The sequence below is a fragment of the Propionispira raffinosivorans DSM 20765 genome (genome assembly GCF_000381065.1).
Lineage (GTDB): Bacteria > Bacillota > Negativicutes > Selenomonadales > Selenomonadaceae > Propionispira > Propionispira raffinosivorans.
In genome coordinates, this window is record NZ_KB905842.1 from 80,622 (window position 1) to 107,237 (window position 26,616).

Here is a 26,616-nt window from a genome sequence, read left to right on the forward strand (position 1 = left end):
AACTTTATGATTATCAATTTAATAGGAGGTGAATTTAATAATTATGAGTTTAAGAATAGAACATATTACCAAAAAATTTGATGCGGCCACGGTTCTTTCAGATATTGATCTAGAAATTCGAGATGGAGAATTTATCTCTATTTTAGGTCCTTCTGGTTGTGGCAAAACGACATTATTACGTATTATTGCTGGATTTTTAACACCGACAAGCGGTGAAATTAAGTTTCACGACAGGTTGTATGCAAGCAACAGATATTCTGTTCCTGTTGAAAAACGCAATCTGGGGATGGTTTTTCAATCGTTTGCACTTTGGCCGCATATGACGGTGAAAGAACATTTGGCATTTCCCTTACAAAGCCAAAAAGTGCAGCAGAGTAAAGACGTAGAAAATAGGATTATTGAAAAAATTCTTGCGGTAACTGGGCTAGAAAAATTATCTGGCAGCCTTCCTGGAGAATTATCCGGTGGGCAGCAGCAAAGAGTTGCTCTTGCCAGGGCTATGATAAATAAGCCGAAGCTTTTGCTTATGGATGAACCACTTAGTGCATTAGATGCGGACTTGAAACTCAGTATGCGACAAGAAATACAGAATATACATAAAATCACGGGTGCAACTATCCTTTATGTTACCCATGACCAAAGTGAAGCACTGGCTATGTCAAATCGCATTGTCGTCATGAAAGATGGGAATGTTGAACAATTTGGTACGCCAGAAGAAATCTACGGAAAACCACAAACTCTTTTTGTAGCAGCTTTTGTTGGTAGACATAATATGATTTCAGGAAAATGGGAGGGCGAGCAGTTTATTTGTAAAAACGGTACTGTTTTTCCGGCGGTGCCGCCAGCAGCATGCTTCATAGAGCAAGGAATTTGTCCGCTTCGCCCCGAAGAACTTGAAGTCAATCAAGATGATATTGGAATTTGTGTTGAAATTGTCAGCAAACAATACAATGGGCGGGAGTTTCTCTATACTGCAGTTGATGTCGATAAAAAAACTTATCATTTCTATGCAACCGTCACAACGCTTTTTTCCGCTGGACAAAAAATACATTTAACAAAGAAATTTATTTAATGTTAGCTTTGGCAATTTTAGATTCACTGCGAAGAATCAAAATTTGAAAATCGTAAGAAAAACCCTCTAATTTGATGAATCTATTTCACAGCAAATTAGAGGGTTATATATAATTTTGGATCATATCAGCAGGAAAGATCAAAGAACCCTGCATTCATCCGGACTAAAAATTCATTCTGTAATACTTGTGTAAGCCTCCAATGTTAGGTAAAATAAAACTAATATTTAGAGGTCTTTGCTATGACAAATAAAAAATAGAGTGGACTGTATGAGTCAAATGCTTTTAAAAGAATTGAATCTGAATTGACGAAACGTTGCTGTGGATTTTACTCAAAGAGGTGGACAGAATGATTGGACCGAATAAAAACATGCTGTATCCTAATGAAAATATCAAGACAATTTGTTATATTAGCAATTTGCCGAAACGAGTTAATGTTGAGATTGGAGATTATACTTACTATAGCGATAATAAAAAGTCACCAGAGAATTTCTACGATAATATAGAACATCATTATGAATTTTTAGGCGATAAATTGATTATTGGAAAGTTCTGTGCGATTGCGGAAGGCATCACATTTATCATGAATGGTGCGAATCATAGAATGGACGGTTTTACTACATATCCATTTTATATTTTTAGTGATGGCTGGGAAAAGGTTACACCTCAACTTGAACAGCTGCCTTTTCGTGGTAATACGGTCATTGGCAATGATGTATGGATTGGTCAATATGTGACGATTATGCCGGGAGTAAAAGTGGGGGATGGTACAATTATCGCAGCAAATTCAACCGTTGTAAAAGATGTGGAACCTTATTCAATTGTTGGCGGCAATCCGGCTGTAACTATCAAAAAACGTTTTTCTGATGAGATCATCGAACTACTGCTGAAACTTCAATGGTGGAACTGGGATGAGAAAAAGATATTTAAAAACCTTGATGCATTAGTTTCGGCACATGACATTGCTACTCTTAAAAATTTAGTTACATAAAAAGAAGCTCCTATCTCAGACATTACTTGAGATAGGAGCTTTTTGTATTATGATTGAATCAATTTTTATAGAACATAAAGGCAGTCAATTATTTTAACTGGGCTGATTATATGTATTTTATACTTTAAAGAATGCAATCGCATCGTGCAAGGTTCTTGCCGTAGCTGCCAATTCCTGACTGGCTGCTAATATTTCTTCGATGGAAGCGGAATGTTCTTCTGTTGCAGCTGATACAGTCTGTGTTTTTCCAGCGGCTTGTTTCCCAGCGGTTTCTATTTCTTTAACGGCTGAGGAAATTTGTTGACTACCGGTTCTCATTTCTTCAATGGCGGATGTTATTTCATTGCTCTGTAATGAAACATTATTAACCAGTAGAGAAATGTCTTTGAAATTCTGCCCGGCATCTTCAACGACTTGTGCACCACGTTTTACTTCTTGGCTGCCTTGATTCATTGCTGACACGGCTTTTTCTGTTTCCGTTTGGATATCACGAATCATATTACCAATTTGATCAGCAGCTTCTTTGGACTGTTCTGCTAGTTTACGGACTTCTTCTGCTACCACGGCGAATCCTTTTCCGTTTTCTCCAGCTCGGGCAGCTTCAATTGCTGCATTGAGTGCTAATAAATTTGTTTGTCCGGCTATGCCTGAGATTGTATCGATGATTTGACCAATTTCGCTTGAACGTGCACCTAATTTTTCAACTGCTTGTGCTGATGATGCAACGGTCGATTCTATGCTATTCATTTGTTGGTGAACCGACTCGGCTGATTGTGATCCGGTGGTAGCGGCAGTGACCGTTTTGGCAACAGAATCCGTGACCGTGGCAGAGCTTGCGGCAATTTGCGTTATAGAGACTGCTAACTGTTCCACGTTCCGTGACGTTTTATCAATAACGGCGGATTGGTTTTCTGCATTTTGTGCTACTTCCTCAACGGCTGTAGCAATTTGTCCAGTGACGTTGGTGGCATCTTCAGCACCTCGTGTTAAATCCTTTGAAGAAGAGGCGACTTGTGCCGAGGCTGCGGCAATATTTTTAACCAATGATTGCAGCTGATTTGCCATAAGGTCAAATTCTTTTGTTAGTTGACCAACCTCATCTTTATAATATACTTCATGAACCTTGCGGCTTTTAAGATCTCCCTGTGCTAATCTATGTACTTCTTCTAATAAGCCTGCCAATGGTGTGGAAATAAATCGGCTGATTATCCAGCCAAAGCCGGCGGAAAGCAAGACTGCTAAGAGTGTTATTGTCATGCTGATTCGATCATTGTATATGGCTATTTCTTCACTTGCTTTCTCGTCTTCTTCTGCTTTTTGTTGATTATATTCGACAAGGTCATCAAGCAGTTTATTGATTGTTTCTAAATGATTGAAAGCATTTTTGAGAAAATAAGCATGGCCGGCTTCATTGTTTCCAGCTATAGCCATATCTAAAGATTTTTGCCATTCGTTGCGATAAATTTGTGTTTCATCTAAAAGTTGAGCAAATGTTTGCTGCTCGGTTGAATCAAGCTTTCCTTGCTGATATTGATTCAGCAGGGAAATGTATTGTTTTTTATGTGTATCAAGTGTTTGTAAAAGAGTCTGCTGCTGTGATTTGTCTTTGCTTAAAAATATGGATAGCGTTAGAGCTTCATTTCTACGACTTTCTGTTCGGCTTGCATTGAGCCATTCAATTGGCTGCAGTCGGTTTTGATACATATTGGTCATTTTTTCTGCTAAAGTTCCAGCTGCATAATGTCCAACATAGCCAACAATAGCTAAGAAAAAAGACATGAACAAAATTAGCAATATAATTTTCCCCATGGTTTTGATATTACGTAAATGCATCATAGTTTATATCTCCTTACAGGATACTTGGGTAGAATTAAAATAGTATAAATTCAATGCGATAGCAAAGAAAACTAAAAAAAATAGCACCCCAAAGTCCTGTTTTTACTTACTGCTATTTATTATAATACAAACATAGTCAGTGTACAATAATGATTTTGAAAATCATTATCTTGTTTATGATGAAAAAACTATAATATTTGCGGTAATGTAGTTTCAGTGGCAAATATTTTGATTTAAAAGAGATGGAAAAAAATTCCACTGTTTTTTCTCATGAACACACGTTATTATCAAGAATAATGGAGAATTTGCAATGTAAAGGTGCGTGTTAGCAATGGCGGAGAATATAACCTACTGACTTTATAACAAGATAAATCAAGTATACAGATTTAAAAATGTTGCGAACGAAATAACGGCTGCTAATACACAGTTGGGGGTTGAGCTTATGATAAAAAAATATTGTCTATAATATTTTTTGAAAAGCGAATTACTGAAACGCATTGTTTTCATTTTTTGCCTGTGCGCCGATGCAAGGATTGATGGTTTTTTATTTAATAGGTATAAGTTATAATAATTTTAAAGACAAAGCAGTCTGTTTATGCGAATTTACAGATGGCTTTGTCTTTTTTGTAGCTATAATTGTTGTATCTTTATCAGAAAAGACTTTATTTGCCTGTTTTTTGAGGCAAACAATGCGTGTTTTAAATTTATTGTTTTACTACTATAATAAGTATAGAAAATTACAATAATTGTGATAATTTACATAGAGAGGAGAATGGAAAATGCTTACGGTTCGTTGCTGTAAAATAATGAATGATTTATTGACTGCATCCTATCCGATCAGCAAGAAGGCACTAATGGAAAAATATCATGTAAGTGATCGCAGTATTAAATATGATATTAATAACTTGCGTGGTTGGTTAGAAGATGAAGCATCAAATATTTTGGTGCAATATATACAAAAATGTGGTTTCAAACTTTCTGGCAGTGCAAAGGATATTTGTGAGTTGCAGCAATTGTTTAGCAAAGAAAAAGAAAAGACCAGAATTTTTTCTACTGAACGTACTCGATATATTATACTGATGCTTTTGACAAGTAGTGAATTTATTACAATACAGGATTTTTCATCAAAGTTAAACGTGAGTAAAAATACAGTAACGAGAGATATCGATACAATCTCAGATATGCTGGCGATCTGGGATCTTTATCTGGACAGAAAAGCCCATTGGGGGTTTAAGATAAATACTACAGAAACTAAAAGACGGCAGGCTATCGAGTATTTTATTTTATCTATGTTTGATGTAAGATCGATTGAAGAAATTTTACAGGGGTTACGGCAATGCTTTTTGCCAGAATTTTTTCAAAAAGTCATGTGCCAGTATCTAATAGAAGAACAGGATGTGGAAAATTTATGTAAATTATGTAAACAGCTTTTAGAGGATATTTACAAGATGACAGATGTACTCGACGATAAAGGGAGTATTGAAGTGTTCATTCGGATTTGTGTTGCATTACATCAAATTCGGCATAAATCTGGCATTGGATATTTAGTAAAATTTTCTGCAATATCAAATGACACAGATCACTTTTTCCGTATTGAGTTAAAAAAAATGTTTGGACATTTTAATATAGATATAGAGGAAGCTGAACTCAATTGGTTGTTGTTGCCTTTTACAAAAGATAATTCCATTAAAACGACAATTGATATTGAAAAAATAACTTTACAGATTATACAAAAGACAAGTCATAGTACCAAAATACCTTTTTCAGCAGATTGCGAATTGTATGAAAATCTTCTTATGCATATAAAAAGAGCTTTTGTAAAAAAGCAGTATCATATGGTTAATGTTAATCCGTTACTGGATGATATACTGCATCATTTCGGTCAATTATTTAATGTTGTAAAGCAGATTTGCTATGATGTTTTTGGCAGATACAATATATATCTTCGTGATGAAGAGATTTCTTATATAGTCTTATATTTTCAATTGAGTTATGAAACATTGTTTGGTAAAGAAAGAATACGAACGATTGTTGTTTGCAGCACGGGAATATCTTCGGCCAAACTTTTAATGGTCCAGCTTAAAAACAAATTTGATGTATTGCAGATCGTTGGCTGTTGTTCTATTTTGCATGCGGAAACATTTATTGCCCATAATCCAATTGATCTCATCATAAGCGTATTGCCAATGCAGACAGAAACGCCTTGCATTGTAGTCAATGCTTTCTTGCAAAAGGATGATATAAAAAAGATACAAAGTGTATTAGACAATTTCAAATTAATACCGTCGGTTACGAGAAATTTAAAAAAAGCAGAGCCTAAAATTGCTAGCAACTGGCATGGTGCTGATTTTAGTGATATGGCAAAGATTGAAAAGTTTACACAGGAAGTGATTAGCAAAGGGTTTAACTTGACGATGGCACTAAAGGAAAGTTTTGGAAAGTATTTAACAAGACAAAGTGAAACTGGGTTGATGTTTCATTGTTTATTGATGGCAAATCGCTTTGCCTGTGGAGCACCTTATGCCAATATCGTGGATGCAGGCAATGATACGGTCAATATCGTAAAAGTTAAAGAAAAAATAAGAGAGGCTGTCAGTAACTACTACGAAGATGTACCAGCGAGTGAGATAATTGCTATTTTGAATTATTTCACACTAAATCAAAAATTTCATAAAAAGGAGTAATGGCTTTAAATGAATATGAAATCGCTAGATTTGCTTATCGTAAATGGTCTTCTTATGGACCCTTTTACCGGAGCTGAAGGAAGATATTCTATTGGTGTTCAAAATGGAAAAATTGCAGGTGTTTACCCTGAGCAAGCAATACTTCCACGTTATAATCATTTACTTGATTTGGCGGGGGCTTATATAACGCCAGGCTGGATTGATTTGCACACGCATGTAGCTTATAAAGAAGCAGTGATCGGCATTGAAGCCGATTGTATTGGTATTCAGCAGGGTGTAACAACGGTGGTTGATGCTGGCAGCAGTGGAAGTAAAAACTTTTTACAATTTGAAAAAAACATTATAAAAAAAGCAAAAACAAGAGTTCTTTCTTGGCTGAATATTTCTGCAGCAGGCTTATATGAAGGCAGGTCTGAACTAGAAGATCTTGCATCGATTGATGTGGAAGCTACAAAAAAACTTATTAGCAGTAAAACGGAAATTCGCGGTATAAAAGTAAGGATGAGTCATTCTGTAGTAAAAGAAACCAATACCGGGGGGTTGAAAATAGCAAAAAAACTGGCGTCTCAATTGCATGTGCCTTTATTTGTTCATGTTGGGAACTGTCCGCCAGTTCTCGGGGATATACTCAACCTTTTGGAGCAGGGAGATATTGTTACCCATATATTTCACGGGAAAGCAGGTGGTTGTCTTGATGCAGAAGGGGACATTCTTCCCGAATTAAAAGCGGCAATAGACCGTGGCGTTTATCTTGACCTGGGGCATGGAACGGAAAGTTGTTCTTTTTTCCGCTTTAAGAATGCCAGAGAAAAAGGCATTTGCATTGATAGTATAAGTACGGATTTATATAGTCAAAATTATTCCGGACCGGTATATAGTTTAAAACATACAATGGAGAAATGTATGGCACTGGGCATGTCTTTTCGCGAGGTTATTACTGCAGTAACGCTTAAACCGGCAATTATGCTCAATATGCCCGAACTTGGGCGGATTAAGGCAGGAGCATTGGCTGATATGACTTTTTTTGAGAAAGTTGAAGGTGAGCAAACCTATATAGATGCAGATGGTAACGAGATTACTGGAACTCAGCAATTGCAGGTTAAAGGGGTTGTACGTGAAGGGAAGGTAATCTGGAGATGAAAACAAAAGTCTTGCAGCAAATTTTACGAGATGCATCACTTGACGAAGCAGGAAATGTTTTACTAAAAAAAACACTTGGCGATATTGAAGATTTACTGATTGATACGAGGAAGTGTATTCCGGATGAACGGTATTTGGCCGTGGGACATCATATGGCAGAAGTGATAAAGCGAGCTCAGCGGGGGGAAGGGTTAGCAAAAATTGATCAGGAGACAGAAGATCAGATTGAAGCCTCTTACAAAGAAAAAAGTAGGAATATTCTTACTTCATTGAAAAGCTTGGGAAATACGACGTCGAGTTCTTCAGAAATAATTCTTTTGGCAATTCATTTGCAGTGTGCCTCAAATGGTTTTTAAATAAAGGAGAGTGATTTATTATGGAAAAAATAAAAGTAGTAATTGGAGATCGCCTTGGTAAAGGCAAAAGAGTCGCTGCTGGCGTTGAGGCAGCAGGTGCAGAAGCTATATTAATTCCAGGTGTTGGCGCGGACATGAAAGTCGGAGACTATATGAATCAAAATAAAGCAGATTTTGGTATTTCTTTTTGTGGTAGCGGCGGTGCTGGCGCAATTACGGCAAAGTCAAAATATGGTTATTCAGCTGAGTTTGGACTTCGATCTATTGAGGCAGGAATTACTGCAATAAAAAATGGTGCACAGGTTGTAGGTTTTGGTTTTATGGATCTTGAAGAACTAGGACAAAGATTAGCCGAAGCCTTTATTAAAAAAAGTAAAGTGTGACATTGTAAGGAGGTGGAAGTAATATGTTGGTTGTTCATGAGGAAGTTTTGCAAATAGAAGGTACAGGTGAGACTGAGAAAGAATCTTTTCAAGACATTTTTAGTCGTATTAAACCAGAATTGGAAAAAAAGTATCCAGGAATATTGCTGCAGATAGAACCAAAGAAAATGGACATAAAAGATGCAGTGATTTCGGTTCATACAGAACGATTTTTAGGTATGCTGTTTCCACGTAAACGTAAATTATACAAGATAACAGTGGAAATTACGGTAAAACTCAGTGCTTTTTTGACAGATACAATAAAATATCGTCACGAAGAGGAAAAATTATCGGTAGTTCAACATATATTGGAAATGAGATAGGACGCATAGGAAAGGGGTTAAAATATGGACTTTATAGAAATTCTGATGAAATCTGTTATTATTGGTGCCTGTATGGGTTTTGCTGTAGGCGCAGGCGCTGCTCGAATGTTTCATGCGCCGCAGGCACAGGGCATGGGAGCTTTTCGCACCTTGGGAGAATTGAACGCTTGCGAAGGTGATCCCATTGCACATTTTTCGTTTGGTTTGGGTTTTTTGTTTAATTCATGGGCATCTATTGTTGGAACAGGAGCCTTTACTCAGGATGTAGTTCATCGCATTATACCGAACTGGTCCGCCGCTATTCTTTTGATGCGTAACAAGAATGTAGCGGAAACTCTACATAACCCGGCAAAAATGGCAGTGACGGGAGCTGTTATAGGTGCAGTAGTCATTGGTCTTATGAATTCGACGGCAGTTGCTATACCACCAGCTTTGCAGCTTATTGCAACAAAAGTGCTTGTACCGGCAGCAAATTGGCTTATTAACCTTGTAATGCCGATTGTATTTTGGATGGCAGCTCTTGATGCTGGAAGAAGAACCGGAGTTTGGGGCACGGTACTAGGGGGGCTGTCGCACCTTGTTATGGGAAACGCTGTACCGGGGATTGTCTTGGGCATTCTGATTGGTAAAGGCGTTGATGATGGTGGCTGGAACCACATTACCAGAATTTTAGTAGTAGCAGTGGTTTTGCTATTTGTTTTAAGCGGATTTTTCCGGGAATTTGATATAAAACTTCTTACGGAATTTTATGTTGATGTTCCAGACGGACTTAAAGCATTTCATGCATTATTTAAAGCAGGGGCGTGATGATAGTGGATAATAATGAAGATTTACAGACAGGGTTTTGGTTATCGGAGTGGGCATTTCCTATCTTTACAGCATTTTTGGCAGCTGGTGTATTTGCTGGTACACATATGTATTACGTATATCATATCGGTGCATTCAATGAAATTGCAATTGTGGCTATGCTCGAAGCAGGGCTTAAGGGTGGAAGTTTCGGAGCTGCAGCGGCTTTTGGTGCAAGCTTTCTCTTTGCCCGTATTTTGGAAGGTCCGCTAGTAGGAATATTGGATATTGGCGGCTCTATTATGACAGGAGTAGGTATCGGTGTTCCGGCAATCTTTTTGAGTATGGGAATTACAGGACCTTTAGAGTCTTTTCCGTTGGCACTTTTGACGGGAGCGGTTATTGGACTTGTCATAGGCTGTATTATTATTATCATTCGAAAATACACAGTTGCTTCCAATGAATCTACTTTTGGTGCGGATGTCATGATGGGAGCTGGTAATGCTTCAGGCCGATATTTGGGGCCGATGATCGTTATTGCGGCGGCAATGGCGTCCATTCCAGTGGGAATTGGGGCAACCATTGGTGCTGCTGCGTTTTATGCATGGAAAAAACCAATTGCCGGTGGGGCTATTATCGGAGCTATGATTTTAGGGGCGCTTTTTCCAATTATGACAAAATAAGAAGGAGATAAAAAGATGAGTGTTTTTGAACAGTATGGTCCACGTAAAGTTATAAATGGCTGTGGAAAAATGACGGTTTTAGGTGCTAGTGCGGTTGATAAGGATGTTGCAGATGCCATGGCACAGGCTGCCATGGACTATGTTGAAATTGCAGAACTTTTACCGTCAGCTGGAAAGTTTATTGCACAAGCAACGGGGGCGGAAGATGGCTGTCCAACTTGTGGTGCGGCTGCGGGCATTGCCATCAGTACAGCTGCTGTAATTAGTGGTATCAATCTTGATATTATAGAAAATCTGCCAGATAGTGAAGGCCTTAAAAATGAAATTATCCTGCAAAAAGGGCATGCCGTCAACTTTGGAGCCCGTGTGACTCAGATGATGAAGCTGGGAGGCGGGAAACCGATAGAAGTGGGAACGGCTAATCTCGTTGTTGCACAAAACATTGAAAATGCCATAAATGAAAAAACAGCAGCTCTCTTTTATATTAAGTCACATCATGCTGTACAAAAAGGTATGGTATCAATTGAAACGATGCTGGATATCGCACATCGGTATAAATTGCCGCTCATTATTGATGCAGCTGCTGAGGAGGATTTACACAAATATATAAAATTGGGAGCCGATCTTGTTATATATAGTGGAGGTAAAGCACTGGAAGGACCGACTTCCGGTTTTATTTGCGGGCGCAGTGAGCTTTGTCAGGCCTGCCGTATGCAGTATCAGGGAATAGGTCGTCCTATGAAAACCGGCAAAGAAAGCATTATTGGACTACTTACTGCACTGGATAAATATGCGGCAAAAAAACCAAATGCAGAGCAGCAAAAAAAACGTATGAAACTGCTTTTAGCTGAATTGAAAAATATTCCGGGGATTACAGGAAGTATTGCACAGGATGAAGCTGGCAGAGAAATTTATCGGGCAAGACTTGATATTGATGCCAAGATCACAGGGATAAGTGCAACTGTGATTGCTCAAAAATTAGAAACAGGAAATCCAGCCATTCATACGAGAAATTATTGCCTGTCACAGGGACAGATCTTTATAGATCCGAGGCCTTTGCTGGAAGGACAGGAAAATATTATAGCAGATCGTTTTAAAGAAATTTTAGCACAAGCAAAGGGGAATAAATAAAAATGGTAACGATAAAAATAAATGTACTGGCAGCAGATGCACAAAATGCGAAAGAAATAGTGGAAGCCACCAATGGAAATGTTTATATTGGTGTGATGGTAAAACCTTTTCCAACGGCAGAAGCAGCAGCGGATGCGGTTAGAGAAATGCAGCGCTTAGGTATACCCGTGTCGGTTGGGCTTGGGGGAGCAGATCCGTTGATGTGGCATAAGGTTGTAGAAACAGCTGTTTTGACAAAACCAGCACATGTAAATCAGGTCTATCCTGGAGCTGGCTATACGCTTGCCGCACTTAAAGCTGCAGGAAGTGAAGATACCATTGTCAATGCCTTAATCAAGCCAAGCGGTATAGTGGGAAAAGTATCTATTCTTACGGGACCGGAAAGTCAGGTTTTTAATGAATACATTAGTTGTGAGGCTGCTGCAGCAGCATTGAAAGAGTTACATATTCCTTCGGTAAAATTTTATCCAATAGGCGGAGCCAAACATCTCGATGAAGTTGCTGCCATGGTAAAGGCGGCTGTAAATGCTGGTATTACTATGTTTGAACCAACGGGCGGGATTGATGCTCAATCTATAGAAGCTGTTGTCAAAGTTTGTTTGGAAAACGGCGCACAAACCATAGTTCCTCATGTTTATACTGCTTTTGTCGACAAAAACACAGGAAAAACAGAACCGTCTCAAGTAAAAGATTCACTGGAAAAGCTTTTAAAGTTACGCTGAGATGAACTTTAAAAAATGCGATATAAAATCGATGATAAAAACACTAGTATTGAGGTGCTTTTATCATACAAAACAAGAAGTTATGTAGAAAAGAATCAATGGAGTTTTGTTTGTAATGCAGGGTCAACTGGCCCTGCATTATTTTAATTTGTTCTCCAAAGAAAATCAAAAGGTAAGATATTATGTTAATAAAAATATGAACTTATGTCACTTTTTATTTTTGCAAATTTTTGTTTTGCCCAGGCACCCGTTTGTTTTCTATAATTAGATGATGCATACTCTATAGCCTGTATGATGCTATCCAGCCTGATGAGATGTTTATGATAGAAATTCACCAACTTCTAAATGTTTAATAAATTGATAATTCGATAATTTTATCATCCTTTATACTGAAATGGAAATCCAGTAGCAAAGGATCCGGTAAACCATTTTTATTGTAGTTTCCATCTAATTTAAAAGTAATAATTATTTCATTCGAATCCTGTTTAATCTGCTTGGGCTCCAGCCTTACGTCTAACGCAAACTGATTTTCGTCGCTCCATTTTTTTATAGCAGATTTTCCGTATTTTTTTTGACCTTCATCAAGAACTATTGCATCCTCAGCAAAACAATCTAAATATGCGTCCGCATCAGGTTTGTTAGTAGCCGTGATAAAACTGTTAATCACTTGCGGTATTTCATTTAAATTCATATTTTTAGACTCCTTATTAAAGTGCTAGATCGTGCGGATGATTCCGCCGTCAATGATATGCTCACTACCTGTGATATAGGAAGCTCTGTCTGATACGAGAAAGGCAACAAGTTCCGCAATTTCTTCTGGTTTTGCCGGGCGTCCCAGTGGTATACCGCCGAGAACATCCATTAACTCTTGTCGGGCTGAATTATAATCACTTTTTGAGTTTTCGGCCATCCTTTCAATCAGGTGTTCTGCTGTCTTCGTCTCCGTAAATCCGGGAGCGACAGTATTTATGCGAATGCCTTCTGAACCAAACTGAGTTGCAAGATTTTTACTGTAATTAGTCAGAGCAGCCTTGGCTGCGGAATATGCCATTGTCATTTTTCCGGGAAGTCTGCGCTGAATAGATGTTATATGAATAATAACTCCCTTATGTTGTTCGAGCATAGATGGTAAAAAACCTCGATCCAAACGTACAGATGAAAAAAGATTCCCATTAAAATTTGTCAGCCAGTCTTCGTCACTTAGTGCTAAAGCTCCTGCAGTAGAGGTTGACGAACCGCCTGCATTATTAATCAAAATATCTAATCCTTTAAGATTTTTCAAGGTTTCCTTAATTATTTTTTCAGTACCTTCAGGTGTTTTAACGTCAGATTGAATGAATCCTACGGATTTTGGTAAGTTGTCAGGAATTGTTCGTGCTGTAGTTATTATGGTTGCTCCCGATTTTAGCAAACGATTAACAATAGCCTGACCAATCCCTTTGGTTCCACCCGTAACAAGTATCCGTTTGCCTTCGAGTTCCTTGCTGAAATCTAATAAATTTTGATTTTCCAAAATGTATTCCTCCCTTCAATTGAGTTACATGTCTAGTATATCCAATAAAACTTGACTACAGTACGTCAGGTTATGGGTGAATATTTATTTGCCATGTTTTTAATGCGAGTTTTCATCTCTAAACGTATACTCGGAGGTTCTATAACTTCAAGCAGCGGCCCAAAAGAAAAAAGGTAATTGAAAATCCATTCACCACTCGGCATAGAAGCATTGACAGTATAGGAGCCGTCTTCATTTTTTATAATATCTTTTTCAGAGAAATCATCATATACCCGGTAAGCTCCCTTTGCTGATATTTTAAGTTTAAGGGAAATGGCAGCAGGAGCAGCATCATTTGATGAGACTGTCGCAGTCTGTTCCTGTGAAGCGACATGGCTGCAAGGGTCGCCTGTAGGTTGAACATCTGACATACGTGTTATTTTAAAAGTTCGACAGGACATTCGTTGTAGGCAGTATCCTTTCAGATACCATGATTTATCCTTGAAAAGCAGCTTTATAGGTTCAACACGGCGATCACTTTTTTCACCAGCAACATTGAAATAGGAAAACGCAATGACTTGCTGTTTCAGTATGGCGTTTTTGAGCAGACTGAATACCTCTTTTTGCTTTTGATCACTTCCCCAGGACGAAAATTCTACTTCTATCCAGTTAACTTTGCTTTTTAAAAATAAGTTGCTTAATTTTAATAATATATCATCGAATTCTGGATATCTGACAGCGGCTAAGCTCTGTAAAGCAATCAAAATTTCATCCTGCTCTTTTTCAGAAAGAAGAGACTTATTGAGGATAAACTTTTCAGTTAGAGAAATTCCACCGCCTTTGCCCTGGTTTGCATAAATGGGAATTCCAGCTTGGCTTAATGCATCAACATCTCTATAGATCGTCCGAACAGATACTTCAAAACGTTTGGCTAGCTCGGGGGCCGTTACTATGCCTTTTTCAAGAATGATATATATAATTTGAAAGAGTCTGCTAATTTTCATTTTATCACCTCCATTTAAGTATAAAACATATAACTTGACAATAGTATGTCGAGTTACCTGGTCTTGCGAAAAGGGATCAAACGGCCGAGAGATTCTTATTTTTTGCGCGCCGAGAGCTTTTACAACGTAGCAACGAATATTGAAGAATTAGGCGTAGGATATGGATACGGCGATAAGTCTTTACATCACCAGTCGCATGGCGAATCCTTTATGTCGTTATTTTTGCATCGTTTTTTAGGCAAAGGGCTCTATATCCTTGACGAACCAGAAGCGGCGTTATCTCCGATGCGACAATTAAGTTTGATTAGCCGAATTCATGAATTAGCTTCAAATAATTCGCAATTCATTATAGCGACACATTCGCCAATGCTGTTATCGTATCCTAACTCTTATATTTATAACATCGATAATAATGGGATAAATCGGATTAAATATGAAGACACAGATCATTTTACTATAACTAAAAATTTTTTTAATCATTATAAGATGATGCTTAATGAACTTATGAAGTTGGATGAATAATAAATCAAAATTCAATTACAAGAAAAGTATATTAATGAATTGACCCCTATCCAATGGACAGGGGTCAATTCATGTGGAGATGGGTGCTTTTTTGCCATTCAATTCTATTGGGAAAATTCATGCCATTTGAACTGAAACGTTAATAACGGATGTTATAGTGCTGGATACAATGTGAATATTTAGCAAAAAATGACAAAAAAGAAGCATTTCTGCTGGTGCTTTTAGAGGACAACCGTATATAATAAAGCGTTATAAAAGCTGGCACTGCCAATCTTTAAAAGATCGAACCGTACGATCTTTTATTTCATCAGTGGGTCCAATTTCGCCAAATAAAAGTGGTGAGCTTGGATTATGAATTGCAAAATTTTTTGTTACGGTGCTGTTGTTATAGTTTGCATAGCAATATAAGCAGCCATTTTTACAAGTATTATAAGTTCCAATATCAATACTGGAACTACAACCGCATTCAGGTCTTTGATTTTTGTCTTTTGCAATGTCTAGTTTATAGTTTCCTATTTGTTCAAATCGATTTTTGTCAATACAATGGGCATGAGCAATGCCAAAGACATCAAGGTTAAGTTTTTCGGCACATGTATCCAGCTTAATTCCAAACTCTTTTGCTATTTTTGCAAAACGCTGCATTATTTCAATTTGCTGTTGCTGCGTTTCGGGATTTATATTGAGGCATTGCATATTATGGTGAGTGTTTCTATATAAATCAAGAAAACTCACGGTGCATTTTTCGGTATAATTGTGGAGCTTTTCTGCAAGGCTTTTAAAATATTTACAGTGATATTCCATTGTGTACGTTTTATTAAAAAAAACAGGGTCGTACCGCCATATGATTTTATCTTTGCCAATCAAAGAAGAAAGCTTTTGAAAAGAAGGTATAATAACATGGCTTTTTGATGGAACATTTGGTTCTACATCTTTTCCATACGCAGTAAGAGTGAATTGGAAATAATACGTGTAGGCATCTAAGTCTGAAAGTCGACTAAGCAGCGGAATCGGGTTTTTTGTCCAAAATACAATTCCATCGACAACGTTCGGAAGCAAATTTATTTTGCTGATCTGATGAAAATTCATGGGGTTTCGAACAAGAACATACCCTTCTTTGATTCGATTAAAAAACCATTCGGAATAGTACGTTGGAATGTCTGTCCGACGGCTGGCACTGATAATCATAGGAGACCTCCTTTGTAATTTAGCTATTTTAATTATAAACGCTGCAGTGTAAGAAGTACCGTTTTTGATGTGGATCGGAGTGTGTTATTATGAAATATTTGAAAAACATCTTTGTATGTGACAAATTTGATGGAAATGACAAAAACAAAACTTCCCAATTGTATTCAAGATACCTTTTGGTATACAGATGCATATAAGACTAGGCGATAATTTTCAAAGAGCAGCGGGGCGGGGATCTTGTCTCACATAATTCTAAGAACGAAAAAGGGATTTTCGAGCTATAGTGGCATCGAAAATCCTTTTTTCGTAGCAGTTGTTATAAATCATAACCGAAGCAAATACAACAGGTGTATTTCATTCAGTTTTTGGTTTATTCCCCTTTAAAATTGGCAGGCCGTTTTTCTAAAAAAGCAGTGATTGCTTCTTCATAATCATGGCTGTCATAAACTTTTCTACGCAAGCCTTGCACCCGTTCAAAAGCAGACGGCGTAATTGCATATGCTTTTGATAATACACGAAATTGTTCTTTGATTACTTCTATAGACAAATGTGATCGCGTACTAATTGTCGCAGCTAATTTTAGCGTAAAAGAAAATAATTCGGATTCTTCGACTAAATGATTGATGATTCCTACACTTAAGGCCCTGTCAGCATCCATCAATTCAGCCGTGAAAAACATTTCTTTAGCGATATTAATCGGAAGACGATTAATAAAATGCAAGATGCCTGTCGAATTATACGGAACACCAAGTTTTGCTGGAGTCATGGCAAATTTGGCAGTTTTATCGGCAATTACCATATCACAAGTCATGATCAGATCACAGGCACCGCCCCAAACACTACCATGTATCATAGCAATTACCGGGCCTGGGTATTCTTCAACAGAACGTAACAGTATTTCAAGAGAATCATAGTAGCTTAATGGATCTCTCATTTTCAATGGCAATTCTTTTACATCATGTCCGGCTGACCAAACTTTCGTATTCTCTGGGGCACGCAAAATAACGATGCGAATTTTTTCTTTTTGCAATCTATCAAGAGCTTCAACAATTTCACTGACAAGTTCAGCGCTTAATGCATTTAATTTTTTTGAATTATTCAATGTAATAATTCCTATTTTCTTTTCTGTTTCAATTTGTATTAATGACATAACAATTTCTCCCCTGATATACTTTAAATTAAGCATATATAATTATTTTTGTTATATATTTTTAAAACATCTAACGGTTTTTTATTATAGCACTATACAAAAAATCAATGAAATATCGAATAGTTATAATCTTTATTTCTAAAAAGAATTGTTTGGTAATGTTGTTTCGTAAATTGCTGAATATAATTTATGCAAACTGCTGATTGAAATTGATGTAAACTGCTGAATAGAGTGAAATTGGGATAGAAATATGAAATAGAAGATAACCGATGAAGGGCTGTATGGTTGAACAGTCAATGGTATATGTTAAAAGCAAAAAGTCGGTAGAACGAGTCATGGCGGGTTTATATCTGATCCGATTGTTATTATTCAAGAGGTCACGGACAGTAAGAATCCTTTCGACAATTAACTATGTAACCGTTTTTATAAGGCGACTGAATGGCTCGATAGTATGGTTTCAGTCGTCTATTTTTGCGCCATGAAAGATCTAAATATTTAACAAAATACGATAAAAAATAAGTATGTTGAGAACGCTAACTGTATTAATAAATTTTATATTATCTACCACTATTCTACCTGTATTGTGGTAGAACGGTGGTGGATAACTAGTAGAATATGTGGAAAATTATGACCATCTCATCTTTGAAGCAGGAAAGCAGTTGATCGATATGGTTTATTTAAAAAAAATTTTTGAAATGAAATAAAATAATTAAGATATATGTAAATATTTACCGGGAGGCAAAATAAAAATGGATGTTTTACGCGAGTTTTTTACGGCACAGGATATTATTGATTTTTTAAATGAAAAAAATATTTCTTTTGAATTTTATCAACATGCGCCAGCCTATAGCATTGATGATTTAGAAGCATTGGCTATTCCGAATAAAGAGGATATTGTAAAAAATCTTTTTTTGCGTGATGATAAGAAGAAAAACTATTATTTGGTGACACTTCCAGGACACAAAAAGATAGATTTGAAAGATCTTAGTGAAAAAATCCCCAGTCGCAGGTTGAGTTTTGCTCGTGAAGATATGTTATATGAAAAGCTGCTTTTGAAAAAAGGAAATGTGACACCACTTGGGGTGATGAATAACAAAGAAAAAAATGTCATCGTAGTATTCGATAAAAATTTACAAGGTAAAACGATAGGGGTTCATCCAATGGACAACAGTAAAACAGTTTTTTTGCGTTTTGAAGCACTTATTGAATTGATTAAAAATAATGGAAATCCCATTATCCTATGTGATATTTGAGGTGAAATCCGTTGTAATAAACAAGCTTTACTATATCTTAAGATTTTTATAAGACGACGGAACGGCTGGATAGTATGGTTTCAGTCGTCTGTTTTTGCGTTGTAAAAGAAAGTGCAACGCTTCTAGTACGATGTTTTAGGTTTAGTATTATGTGTTTCTTAGATATTTGTACTCTCTAGTTATTTTCATAAGTTCAGAATATAATAAATATGGTTTTAATATATTCTGAGTATTATGAAAGAAGAGATATACAATATGAAATTTGAAAAAAGCTTTTGGACTATCTTAATTTTATTGAATTCTTTCAAAAGAAAGATGAAAAAAATCTTTCAGCATAAGTTATATAAATTTATTTTTTTCTTTATTTTTTTGTATTATTGTTATTATGCCTTTTTATAAAAAAAATTATATTCAGCAGGAATTTTTCAACTGGAAAAGAATTAAATATAGAATATAGTAAATAGTTGTGTACTATTTACTATAGGAAACATGCGGGATTGTATGTATCTCTACATTATAAAAATGGTTTTAACTATTATGGTACAATTCGTGTTCTAGTTTGAGAAGGTGTTTAGTTTGGAAAATAAAAGCAAAATGGATCTTTATCAATGTATTAAAATTCATTTACAGAGGTATTCAGGTAAACGTGTATCGGCTTTTGAGTGGCAGGGTCATAAAATTTGGATAAAGCAGGCAGAAAAAGTGAAGTATTCCATTTGGCTTCGGGTTGCTAAATGGTTATCTAGATTAATCAAAAATCCTTTAATTTCGCCTACTCTTGAAATAGATGGTTTGAAAGCTTTGAAAATAGAAGCGAAACGATTGAAATTTCTTTGTACACAAGGTGTTTTTGTACCGCAACTATTGGCACAGGGAAAAGATTGGATAGCTATAAGTGATACAGGGAAGCCTGTCAGAGAGTTACTTCAAAGTAATAAAGTAAAAATAAATACAAAAATGCATATTTTGCAAAGTACCTCAAGAGCACTTGCAGAAATGCATTTAAAAAATTTATATCATGGACGTCCGGCTTTAAAAGATTTTACTTGGGATGGGGAAAAAGTCGGCTTTTTAGATTTTGAAGAAAATTCTGGGAGTATCCTCTCGATTCAACAGTGTATGGTTCGTGACGTGCTGATTTATATACATAGTTTGTTTCGAGAAGTAGGGAGTGTACGACTAATTTATTTAGCGATACTTTCTTATCGCAAGTATGCGTCTCAGCTAATCTGGAAATGTGTTTTGCAAGAGGCGGCAGATCTGAAATTTTTATATTTTTTACTGAGATATACATATCCTTATATGGGAACTGATGCAAAAAACATATATCGTACATTGCATGCTCTTTATTGTTTGATTCTTATGGAAAGAAGAAAGTCCGCAACCATTCGATAACATAATGCTTTTGGCTTGCTCTCAATTTTTTGAAACATAATAAAACCCTATTCCATTCGACTTGCATACACCAAAAGGCTTACTTGTCTTGCGTGAATAGGTTTCCTATCGATTTTACATAAGAAGCTCATACGAACTGATTTCGTGAAACAACCTTTATTTATTCAAGTCAGCATCTATAACGGTGATCCTATTACGTCCATTTTTTTTAGATTCATACATAGCCATATCTGCTTTATTGACAAAATCTATACAATTAAGGGTGTTAGTAGGAATCATAGATATTATGCCTGTACTCACCGTTACATAAGTGTTGGTTTTTGACATTACATGTGGGATTTTCAGATTGGCAATATTATTATTTATATGTTGAGCTATCTTAACGGCTCCTGGTACATTCGTATCCGGTAAAATCACAGTAAATTCTTCACCACCATGGCGTGCAGCCATATCATTTGGGCGATGAATCGATTTTTTTAATGCATTTGCAACTTGCTGTAAGCAATGATCACCTTCTAAATGTCCATAAAAATCATTATAAGCTTTAAAAAAATCAATGTCGATAAAAAGTAATGACAAATACCCATGCTTTCTTAATGCATGGTTCCACGCTTGATTTAATGCCTTATTAAAATATCGCCGATTTGCTATATTCGTAAGTTCATCAACAAGAGCGGATCGTTCTAATTTGTCATTGCGTTTTTTTAATTCCAAATAATTTTTTATTTTGGCTTTTAAAATTGGTTCAACCACAGGTTTCACGATATAATCAATAGCACCCAACTCAAAACCATTGAGTTGATCATCAATTGCATCTTTAACTGAAATGAAAATCACAGGGATGTTTTTCGTTTTATCATTATTTTTTAACTGCTTGCAGACATCATACCCACTTAGATCCGGCAATAAAAGGTCAAGTAAAATCAGGTCTACATTTTTTAGTTCTAAAAAGTGCAATGCTTCTTGTCCTGACGAAACACTTACAACAGTGTAATCATCTTGCAACATTTTTTTTAATTTAGTTATAATAAATGGTGAATCATCAACAACCAAAATACAAGCCTTAGAAAAATCCATACTAGAGCACCTCATAAGTTATTTTTATTTTCAGAGAAGTTTGTCTTGCAATGTTTTATTCCCAGTAATATTTCTTGCGTGAATCATTAAAATTCTAAATGAAGATATTCACCCCATACAAAATCTGATTGAAATTCCCACGGATTTATTTAAGTCTATATCTTTTCATCGTGTTTTTTACAAAAAAATACTGCCAGTACATAGGATATCGGTATATTTTATACACGATTCGCTTATGCAACCTGGCAGTCATAGAATATTTCTTTAGACCCATAGTTTTGCGCCCTTGTTTTTCAACAAGTTTGCCAATAATATCATAAAAAATTTTTTAAGAAAAGATATTTAATAGTTTTAACAATTTTTCACTAATTCATAATATAGTATTTTTCGCTAAATTGCAATTAAATTAATATAAGATCATAGCTAAATTAGCCAGATATGGTACATGAAAATACATATCTGTCATTGATCTAACTGGTAAAAAGGATAAGATTTTATCAAATACAATCATTCATTCTTCGGAGTGGATTTTTTATTGGGCCGGATAAAATAGTATTACAATTGTTCTTAGATAACTTTAGGTCTAGGTGATGTTTATCTTAACCTCTATTTTTATCTTGCAATCATGGGATGAAAGTTTTAAAATTATACAGTAATTGAATATTTTTGAATAAATTTAAAATGTAAGTTTTGTTGGTTTTTATGTCGATTTCAATAAGTCTTGTAACGCTTGAAGTATGGAATTGTTCGATTTTTATAAGTCGACTGAACGGTTCGATAGTATGGTTTCAGTCGTCTGTATTTGCGTTGTGGGAAATGCAAACATTTAGAAAAAGATGACAAAAAACAAACGATCTCATTGTTTCTCAATAAAAATTGATATCTAAAATGCCTATTTAATTAGGTTTGTTTAGTACGGATTTTTCTGGAGCTGTTTTCAGAATAACATTCCCATTGACGTTTAGCAAAATAAATAATGAAGAGGTGTTTTCTATATGGAAATGACTAATATATATCTATTTATTTCTGTATCGTTTCTTCTCCTTATATCACCTGGACCAAATACAATATACGTTGTTACGAAGGGAATGAATGAGGGGCGTAAATCCGCATTTAAGGCAGTGATGGGAGCATCAACCGGAGATTTGGTTCAAGTATTAGCAGCATCTCTAGGTTTGGCAGCATTATTACAAGTATCTGCGTTGATGTTTTTTATCGTCAAAATGTTTGGTGCTAGTTATTTATTTTATGTCGGAATACAGTGTTTTCTAAATAAACAGCGGATGCTGGTAAACCCATCAGAGAAACCAACTAAAGGTAAAAAACTGTTTTTCACTGGATTCTTAACCTCCGCATTAAATCCGAAGACGACATTATTTTTTGTGAGTTTCTTACCTCAATTTATTGATAATCAAAGTGTTTATGCCCAACAGCAAATGATTTTGCTTGGTTCAAGCTTTGTTATTATGGGCTTTTTTGTAATGAGCATGTATGCTGTCTTAGCTGAAAAGTTACGCTTTTGGATTGGAAAAAATGATAGAATACAGGCATATTTCAATTGGGTAACAGGGGCAATTTTTATAGGTTTTGGATTGCGGGTGGCTTTTTCGGAACGGAAATAGTCATAACTAAATTATAATAGGTATCAATAAACTATATTCAAGAGAAAGTTGTGTGTCTTAAATATAGTTTATTGAGAAAAGATACTAAAAATAATATGAGAAGCATTTTTTCTTGTGCTCAATTGAAATCATAGGACAAAAAGTTTATAATTGTATAAAAATTAATCCTTTTGAATAAAGTCAAAATGTAAGTTTTGTTGATTTTTATGTCGACATCAAGAATTCTTGTAACGCTTGAAGTATGGAACTGTTTGTTTTTTGTAAGAAAATGCATGGCAATCGATACGAAAAGAAGTGGCAAAATGGCAGATGCTTGGCAAATGGGTGAAATCCGTTGGATAACAAGAGTTACTATATTGTAAGATTTTTATAAGGCGACTGAATGGCTAACTAGTATGGCTTCAGTCGTCTGTTTTTGCGTTGGGGTGAAATGTAAATGTTTAGAAAAAGATGACAACCCCCCATTGTTTTTGATAAAGAATCCACTTTAATGCTATAAAATGTAGGATCTACCTCTTTTTTTATTTTAAGAGAAAAAAGTTAATTCTAAATTATAATAATATTTAGAATTTTTTTACAATATTAAAAGGATTTTCCAATAAAGTACAGAATGTTTTTTAATAAAGTGAATAATAATTGTTAAATAATAATTATCGTAAAATTATTCAAAGGACTTTTCATCTTAGAGAGCCTTGGTGTAATTAACGAATATAATTATATTATTGAATTAACATTGTTTGATTTGGTTGTATATTGCTTATAGTATGAAATACTTTATCTATAAAATTATACAAGGAGTGATGTAAGATGAAATGGTTTAACAATTTAAAAGTTAAGCAAAAACTTAGTATTTTGATCATTGTTTTTAGTTTTGCTGTTGTTTTGGTGGGTTCTATTGGATATATTAATTTGAAGCAAAGCAGTGAATACACGGATAAGATATACGAGAACAATTTAACAGAAATGCAATTATCATATGAAAGCCAACTTTATGTACGAAAAGTTCGAACCGATGTATTAGATCTCATAATTACGACAGATGCGAATGAAAATAAGAAATTATCCGGTCAAATAACAGATTCTAGAAAATTATTAGGAGAAACTTTAGCAAAATATGATTCATTACCATTATCACAAGAACAAAAAAATAATGTCAAGGAGTTACAAAATAATATAACGCAATACCGTGACGGTAATAATATGGTTGTTGATTTAGCATCGAAAAATAAAAATAAAGAAGCATATACATTATATAAGACAACCGTAGAGCCTTTGGCTGATATAACATCTAAGACATTGCAAACGATTATAGATGTATCAAAGAAAAATGCAGAGCAGATGAATCAGGCATCAAAAGACAATTTTGTTAAAGCGAGTATGATGTTTATACTTATTACAATTTTTGCTATTATTGTGGGCGCCGGTCTAGGAATTTTGATTATAAAGCAAATTATGAAACGTTTAGGCGAATCAGTAAATTTCTTAGGCGGAATTGCCGCGGGCGATTTTTCACAAAATGTTGAAGAAAGCAATATGCAAGATAAAAGTGAATTTGGTGTCTTGTCAAAAGCCGTTGACCGAATGAACCGGAATATTCGGGCGTTAATTAAGCAATTACTAAATACATCCGAACAATTGGCGGCAGCATCAGAGGAATTAACCGCTAGTGCAGAACAATCAGCACAGGCATCTAATCAAGTTGCAGAGACAATTACAGAAGTCGCCAAAGGTGCGGAAAAACAGTTGGAAATGGCTGTTAAGACAAATCACATTGTCGAAGAGATGGCAAAGGGGATTCACCAGGTGACCGAAAATACCATTGAAGTGGCTCGGTCGACAGATAAGACATCAACGGCTGCTATAGAAGGTAGTAGGGCTATAGAAAAAACTGTTTTACAGATGGGAACCATTGAAAAACGAACGGATGACACGGCTGATGTCATTGGTGAATTAGAGGGGAAATCAAAACAAATTGATACCATTGTCGGATTAATTTCAAATATTGCAGCGCAAACGAATTTATTATCTTTAAATGCGGCTATTGAAGCAGCTAGAGCTGGTGACGCTGGCAGGGGATTTTCAGTAGTTGCGGACGAAGTCAGAAAACTGGCTGAACAATCAGCACGTGCGACAAAAGATATCACGGAACTAATTGTTGATGTACAGGCCAAAACAAAAACCGCCGTCAACTATATGAATGAAAGTAAACGTGAAGTCAAAATGGGATCGGAACTTGTTGATTTGGCGGGTAAGAATTTCAATGAAATATTGTCGATGATTAAGGGCGTGGCTGATGAAATCAATGAAATATCGGCAGCGACCGAAGAATTGACGAGTGGAACTGAAGATGTTGTTGCTGCGGCAAATAGTATTAGTGGAGAAACGAAAAAAACAGCTGATGCTACGCAGACTGTTTCAGCTGCAACAGAAGAACAATCCGCTTCAATGCAGGAAATAGCATCAGCAAGTACGCACTTGTCAAAAATGGCAGCAGATTTACAAACTGAAATACAAAAGTTTAGAGTGTGATTAGACTTACTAACTTAATGATAGAATAAGTTAAAACTTTGCTGTTGTTTTTGGCTTTAACGTAATTTTTGCAATAGATCATAATAAAATAGTATATAAGAAAGAGGCCCTATGATGAAATAAATATCCATCATGGGACCTCTTTTTACTGAAACAAAAAAACCTGTCCTTGATAAAAAAAGAATCTCTAGGCTCAATCATAGAGAGAATAAAGACAATCTTCAGTGAATCAACATCTTGAGTATAGCACATTTACCAATAAAAGGGGTAAATGAAATTTATTCTATATATTAAAGGTGAAATTATGCCCATAGTTACAACTCCATTATGAAAAAAACTATCCTAATGCCACTTATTTTTATGCGATCTAACGTTGACACTAATACAGGGAAAACCAAGTGTGGTATTATTGATGGAAAGCAACGCTTACAAACTATAACGGGAGTCAAGGAGGCTTTTTTATGCCAAGATTATTAGGGAAAAACATTATGCTGCGTGAGTACCAAGCGGAAGATTTATCTTTTATGCGGGCATGGGTAAATGATGCAAAGATAACGGATAATTTGTCCGATCTATTTTTACAACCACATTCTCAAAAAGATACGGAGCGTTATTTGAATTCTATTTTGAATCATGAATACTCTGATCAAATCCATTTTGTGATTTCTGAAAAAGAACCAGATAAATATTTGGGGCAAATTGATATTATGCACATTGATTGGAAAAATCGATTCGCTGAGTTTGGAATCGTAATTCCTGCTGAATCAAATCAAAATAAGGGAATTGGGTCAGAAGCTATTCATCTTTTACAAGATTATGTTTTTAGCAAGTTAAACTTAAATCGGCTTCAGTTAAATTTGCACGAGTATAATCTGCGAGCATATAATTGCTATAAAAAATGTGGTTTCATAGAAGAAGGCCGGCTGCGAAAACATTTTTTTACGAACGGTCAATATTGGGATACTATATCGATGAGTATTTTAAAAGATGAATATTTGCAATTACAGTTCAACGATTAATACTACAGCACTTTAAAGGTGGAGAAAATACTCTTTTTGTGTTCTACTTGAAATCATAGGACAAAAAGGTTTATAATTGTATAAAAATTAATTATTTTGAATAAATTTAAAAATGTAAGTTTTGTTGATTTTAATGTCGACATCAGGAATTTTTGTAACGCTTGATGTATGGAACTGTTCGGTTTTTGTAATAAAATGCATGGCAATCGATACGAAAAGAAGTG

At 35.6% G+C, this 26,616-nt stretch carries 25 protein-coding genes and 1 riboswitch; of the genes, 18 read left to right on the top strand and 7 right to left on the bottom strand.

Annotated features, from left to right (window positions below; genetic code table 11):
- The first annotated feature begins 43 nt into the window (after window positions 1-43).
- A complete protein-coding gene (locus F606_RS0104365; RefSeq protein ID WP_019552656.1) occupies window positions 44-1,072 on the top strand; it encodes an ABC transporter ATP-binding protein in 1,029 nt (342 codons plus the stop codon).
- A 347-nt stretch (window positions 1,073-1,419) separates the two neighbouring features.
- A complete protein-coding gene (locus F606_RS0104370) occupies window positions 1,420-2,061 on the top strand; it encodes a Vat family streptogramin A O-acetyltransferase (RefSeq protein ID WP_019552657.1) in 642 nt (213 codons plus the stop codon).
- Window positions 2,062-2,178: 117 nt separating this feature from the next.
- Here F606_RS0104370 and F606_RS0104375 read toward each other — a convergent pair whose 3' ends face one another.
- The gene (locus F606_RS0104375) at window positions 2,179-3,897 is read right to left on the bottom strand and encodes a methyl-accepting chemotaxis protein (RefSeq protein ID WP_019552658.1); all 1,719 of its coding nucleotides are present in this window, start codon (window positions 3,895-3,897) and stop codon (window positions 2,179-2,181) included.
- 779 nt (window positions 3,898-4,676) lie between these two features.
- Here F606_RS0104375 and F606_RS0104380 point away from each other — a divergent pair.
- Genes F606_RS0104380 through F606_RS0104420 form a run of 9 tightly spaced genes read left to right on the top strand, consistent with a single transcriptional unit; the run spans window position 4,677 to window position 12,144 of the window.
- Window positions 4,677-6,581 (top strand): BglG family transcription antiterminator, encoded by a 1,905-nt coding sequence (locus F606_RS0104380; RefSeq protein ID WP_019552659.1) that lies wholly within the window; start codon window positions 4,677-4,679, stop codon window positions 6,579-6,581.
- Between the two features lie 9 nt (window positions 6,582-6,590).
- Window positions 6,591-7,721, top strand: coding sequence for an amidohydrolase/deacetylase family metallohydrolase (locus F606_RS0104385; RefSeq protein WP_019552660.1), 1,131 nt, complete (start codon window positions 6,591-6,593; stop codon window positions 7,719-7,721).
- Complete coding sequence (locus F606_RS0104390; protein WP_019552661.1) at window positions 7,718-8,077, top strand: PRD domain-containing protein; 360 nt, start codon at window positions 7,718-7,720, stop codon at window positions 8,075-8,077. The genes F606_RS0104385 and F606_RS0104390 overlap by 4 nt, the downstream gene beginning before the upstream one ends.
- 20 nt (window positions 8,078-8,097) lie before the next feature.
- Window positions 8,098-8,460, top strand: a complete 363-nt coding sequence (locus F606_RS0104395) for an SFCGS family glycine-rich protein (protein ID WP_019552662.1) — start codon at window positions 8,098-8,100, stop codon at window positions 8,458-8,460.
- Window positions 8,461-8,483: 23 nt separating this feature from the next.
- A complete protein-coding gene (locus F606_RS0104400; protein ID WP_019552663.1) occupies window positions 8,484-8,822 on the top strand; it encodes a DUF4312 family protein in 339 nt (112 codons plus the stop codon).
- Between the two features lie 24 nt (window positions 8,823-8,846).
- Window positions 8,847-9,629 carry a DUF4311 domain-containing protein gene (locus F606_RS0104405; protein ID WP_019552664.1) on the top strand — a complete coding sequence of 261 codons (783 nt, stop codon included), beginning with the start codon at window positions 8,847-8,849 and terminating at the stop codon, window positions 9,627-9,629.
- The gene (locus F606_RS0104410) at window positions 9,629-10,291 is read left to right on the top strand and encodes an EF_0833/AHA_3914 family membrane protein (protein WP_019552665.1); all 663 of its coding nucleotides are present in this window, start codon (window positions 9,629-9,631) and stop codon (window positions 10,289-10,291) included. The genes F606_RS0104405 and F606_RS0104410 overlap by 1 nt, the downstream gene beginning before the upstream one ends.
- A gap of 15 nt (window positions 10,292-10,306) precedes the next feature.
- Window positions 10,307-11,422, top strand: a complete 1,116-nt coding sequence (locus F606_RS0104415; protein ID WP_019552666.1) for a DgaE family pyridoxal phosphate-dependent ammonia lyase — start codon at window positions 10,307-10,309, stop codon at window positions 11,420-11,422.
- Window positions 11,423-11,424: 2 nt separating this feature from the next.
- Window positions 11,425-12,144: an EF_0839/AHA_3917 family putative aldolase gene (locus F606_RS0104420; protein ID WP_019552667.1), complete on the top strand. Its 720-nt coding sequence runs from the start codon at window positions 11,425-11,427 to the stop codon at window positions 12,142-12,144.
- A gap of 349 nt (window positions 12,145-12,493) precedes the next feature.
- On the opposite strand, the gene F606_RS0104425 is transcribed toward F606_RS0104420, so the two are convergent.
- From F606_RS0104425 to F606_RS0104435, 3 genes are all read right to left on the bottom strand, one after another.
- Entirely contained in the window at window positions 12,494-12,835 is a 342-nt protein-coding gene (locus F606_RS0104425) for a nuclear transport factor 2 family protein (protein ID WP_019552668.1), read from the bottom strand.
- A 24-nt stretch (window positions 12,836-12,859) separates the two neighbouring features.
- The gene (locus tag F606_RS0104430) at window positions 12,860-13,657 is read right to left on the bottom strand and encodes an SDR family oxidoreductase (protein ID WP_019552669.1); all 798 of its coding nucleotides are present in this window, start codon (window positions 13,655-13,657) and stop codon (window positions 12,860-12,862) included.
- 65 nt (window positions 13,658-13,722) lie between these two features.
- On the bottom strand, window positions 13,723-14,640 hold the full coding sequence (locus F606_RS0104435) for a helix-turn-helix transcriptional regulator (RefSeq protein ID WP_019552670.1): 918 nt from the start codon (window positions 14,638-14,640) through the stop codon (window positions 13,723-13,725).
- Between the two features lie 102 nt (window positions 14,641-14,742).
- On the opposite strand from F606_RS0104435, the gene F606_RS20560 reads away from it, so the two are divergent.
- Window positions 14,743-15,162, top strand: coding sequence for an AAA family ATPase (locus F606_RS20560; RefSeq protein ID WP_019552671.1), 420 nt, complete (start codon window positions 14,743-14,745; stop codon window positions 15,160-15,162).
- Window positions 15,163-15,411: 249 nt separating this feature from the next.
- Here the strand turns inward: F606_RS20560 and F606_RS0104445 are convergent, their stop codons facing one another.
- The gene (locus tag F606_RS0104445) at window positions 15,412-16,347 is read right to left on the bottom strand and encodes a DUF1848 domain-containing protein (RefSeq protein ID WP_019552672.1); all 936 of its coding nucleotides are present in this window, start codon (window positions 16,345-16,347) and stop codon (window positions 15,412-15,414) included.
- A gap of 370 nt (window positions 16,348-16,717) precedes the next feature.
- A complete protein-coding gene (scpB, locus tag F606_RS0104450) occupies window positions 16,718-17,497 on the bottom strand; it encodes a methylmalonyl-CoA decarboxylase (RefSeq protein WP_019552673.1) in 780 nt (259 codons plus the stop codon).
- A gap of 749 nt (window positions 17,498-18,246) precedes the next feature.
- Here scpB and F606_RS0104460 point away from each other — a divergent pair.
- Together F606_RS0104460 and F606_RS0104470 are read left to right on the top strand one after the other, a co-directional pair.
- On the top strand, window positions 18,247-18,750 hold the full coding sequence (locus F606_RS0104460) for a prolyl-tRNA synthetase associated domain-containing protein (protein ID WP_019552674.1): 504 nt from the start codon (window positions 18,247-18,249) through the stop codon (window positions 18,748-18,750).
- A gap of 576 nt (window positions 18,751-19,326) precedes the next feature.
- The gene (locus F606_RS0104470; RefSeq protein ID WP_019552676.1) at window positions 19,327-20,145 is read left to right on the top strand and encodes a BUD32 family EKC/KEOPS complex subunit; all 819 of its coding nucleotides are present in this window, start codon (window positions 19,327-19,329) and stop codon (window positions 20,143-20,145) included.
- Between the two features lie 156 nt (window positions 20,146-20,301).
- On the opposite strand, the gene F606_RS0104475 is transcribed toward F606_RS0104470, so the two are convergent.
- Window positions 20,302-21,222, bottom strand: a complete 921-nt coding sequence (locus tag F606_RS0104475) for a diguanylate cyclase domain-containing protein (RefSeq protein ID WP_019552677.1) — start codon at window positions 21,220-21,222, stop codon at window positions 20,302-20,304.
- A gap of 233 nt (window positions 21,223-21,455) precedes the next feature.
- Window positions 21,456-21,539: riboswitch (cyclic di-GMP riboswitch) on the bottom strand.
- Window positions 21,540-22,217: 678 nt separating this feature from the next.
- Here F606_RS0104475 and F606_RS0104480 point away from each other — a divergent pair.
- The 4 genes from F606_RS0104480 (at window position 22,218) to F606_RS0104490 (ending at window position 26,392) form a co-directional block, all read left to right on the top strand.
- Entirely contained in the window at window positions 22,218-22,844 is a 627-nt protein-coding gene (locus F606_RS0104480) for a LysE family translocator (RefSeq protein ID WP_019552678.1), read from the top strand.
- Window positions 22,845-23,050: 206 nt separating this feature from the next.
- Window positions 23,051-23,206 (top strand): hypothetical protein, encoded by a 156-nt coding sequence (locus F606_RS23440; protein WP_211210028.1) that lies wholly within the window; start codon window positions 23,051-23,053, stop codon window positions 23,204-23,206.
- A gap of 445 nt (window positions 23,207-23,651) precedes the next feature.
- Complete coding sequence (locus F606_RS0104485) at window positions 23,652-25,373, top strand: methyl-accepting chemotaxis protein (protein ID WP_019552679.1); 1,722 nt, start codon at window positions 23,652-23,654, stop codon at window positions 25,371-25,373.
- 461 nt (window positions 25,374-25,834) lie between these two features.
- Window positions 25,835-26,392 (top strand): GNAT family N-acetyltransferase, encoded by a 558-nt coding sequence (locus F606_RS0104490; RefSeq protein ID WP_019552681.1) that lies wholly within the window; start codon window positions 25,835-25,837, stop codon window positions 26,390-26,392.
- Window positions 26,393-26,616: the final 224 nt, after the last annotated feature.

Excerpts from the sequence above, each read along its gene's own strand:
- F606_RS0104410 (WP_019552665.1), top strand. The coding sequence starts at position 9,629 with ATGATAGTGGATAATAATGAAGATTTACAGACAGGGTTTTGGTTATCG.
- F606_RS0104460 (WP_019552674.1), top strand. The coding sequence starts at position 18,247 with ATGGATGTTTTACGCGAGTTTTTTACGGCACAGGATATTATTGATTTT.
- F606_RS0104365 (WP_019552656.1), top strand. The coding sequence starts at position 44 with ATGAGTTTAAGAATAGAACATATTACCAAAAAATTTGATGCGGCCACG.
- scpB (WP_019552673.1), bottom strand. The coding sequence starts at position 17,497 with ATGTCATTAATACAAATTGAAACAGAAAAGAAAATAGGAATTATTACA.
- F606_RS0104445 (WP_019552672.1), bottom strand. The coding sequence starts at position 16,347 with ATGATTATCAGTGCCAGCCGTCGGACAGACATTCCAACGTACTATTCC.
- F606_RS0104475 (WP_019552677.1), bottom strand. The coding sequence starts at position 21,222 with ATGGATTTTTCTAAGGCTTGTATTTTGGTTGTTGATGATTCACCATTT.
- F606_RS0104485 (WP_019552679.1), top strand. The coding sequence starts at position 23,652 with ATGAAATGGTTTAACAATTTAAAAGTTAAGCAAAAACTTAGTATTTTG.
- F606_RS0104390 (WP_019552661.1), top strand. The coding sequence starts at position 7,718 with ATGAAAACAAAAGTCTTGCAGCAAATTTTACGAGATGCATCACTTGAC.
- F606_RS0104435 (WP_019552670.1), bottom strand. The coding sequence starts at position 14,640 with ATGAAAATTAGCAGACTCTTTCAAATTATATATATCATTCTTGAAAAA.
- F606_RS0104420 (WP_019552667.1), top strand. The coding sequence starts at position 11,425 with ATGGTAACGATAAAAATAAATGTACTGGCAGCAGATGCACAAAATGCG.
- F606_RS0104370 (WP_019552657.1), top strand. The coding sequence starts at position 1,420 with ATGATTGGACCGAATAAAAACATGCTGTATCCTAATGAAAATATCAAG.
- F606_RS0104400 (WP_019552663.1), top strand. The coding sequence starts at position 8,484 with ATGTTGGTTGTTCATGAGGAAGTTTTGCAAATAGAAGGTACAGGTGAG.
- F606_RS0104490 (WP_019552681.1), top strand. The coding sequence starts at position 25,835 with ATGCCAAGATTATTAGGGAAAAACATTATGCTGCGTGAGTACCAAGCG.
- F606_RS0104480 (WP_019552678.1), top strand. The coding sequence starts at position 22,218 with ATGGAAATGACTAATATATATCTATTTATTTCTGTATCGTTTCTTCTC.
- F606_RS0104385 (WP_019552660.1), top strand. The coding sequence starts at position 6,591 with ATGAATATGAAATCGCTAGATTTGCTTATCGTAAATGGTCTTCTTATG.
- F606_RS23440 (WP_211210028.1), top strand. The coding sequence starts at position 23,051 with ATGTCGACATCAAGAATTCTTGTAACGCTTGAAGTATGGAACTGTTTG.
- F606_RS0104380 (WP_019552659.1), top strand. The coding sequence starts at position 4,677 with ATGCTTACGGTTCGTTGCTGTAAAATAATGAATGATTTATTGACTGCA.
- F606_RS0104415 (WP_019552666.1), top strand. The coding sequence starts at position 10,307 with ATGAGTGTTTTTGAACAGTATGGTCCACGTAAAGTTATAAATGGCTGT.
- F606_RS0104395 (WP_019552662.1), top strand. The coding sequence starts at position 8,098 with ATGGAAAAAATAAAAGTAGTAATTGGAGATCGCCTTGGTAAAGGCAAA.
- F606_RS0104375 (WP_019552658.1), bottom strand. The coding sequence starts at position 3,897 with ATGATGCATTTACGTAATATCAAAACCATGGGGAAAATTATATTGCTA.
- F606_RS0104425 (WP_019552668.1), bottom strand. The coding sequence starts at position 12,835 with ATGAATTTAAATGAAATACCGCAAGTGATTAACAGTTTTATCACGGCT.
- F606_RS0104405 (WP_019552664.1), top strand. The coding sequence starts at position 8,847 with ATGGACTTTATAGAAATTCTGATGAAATCTGTTATTATTGGTGCCTGT.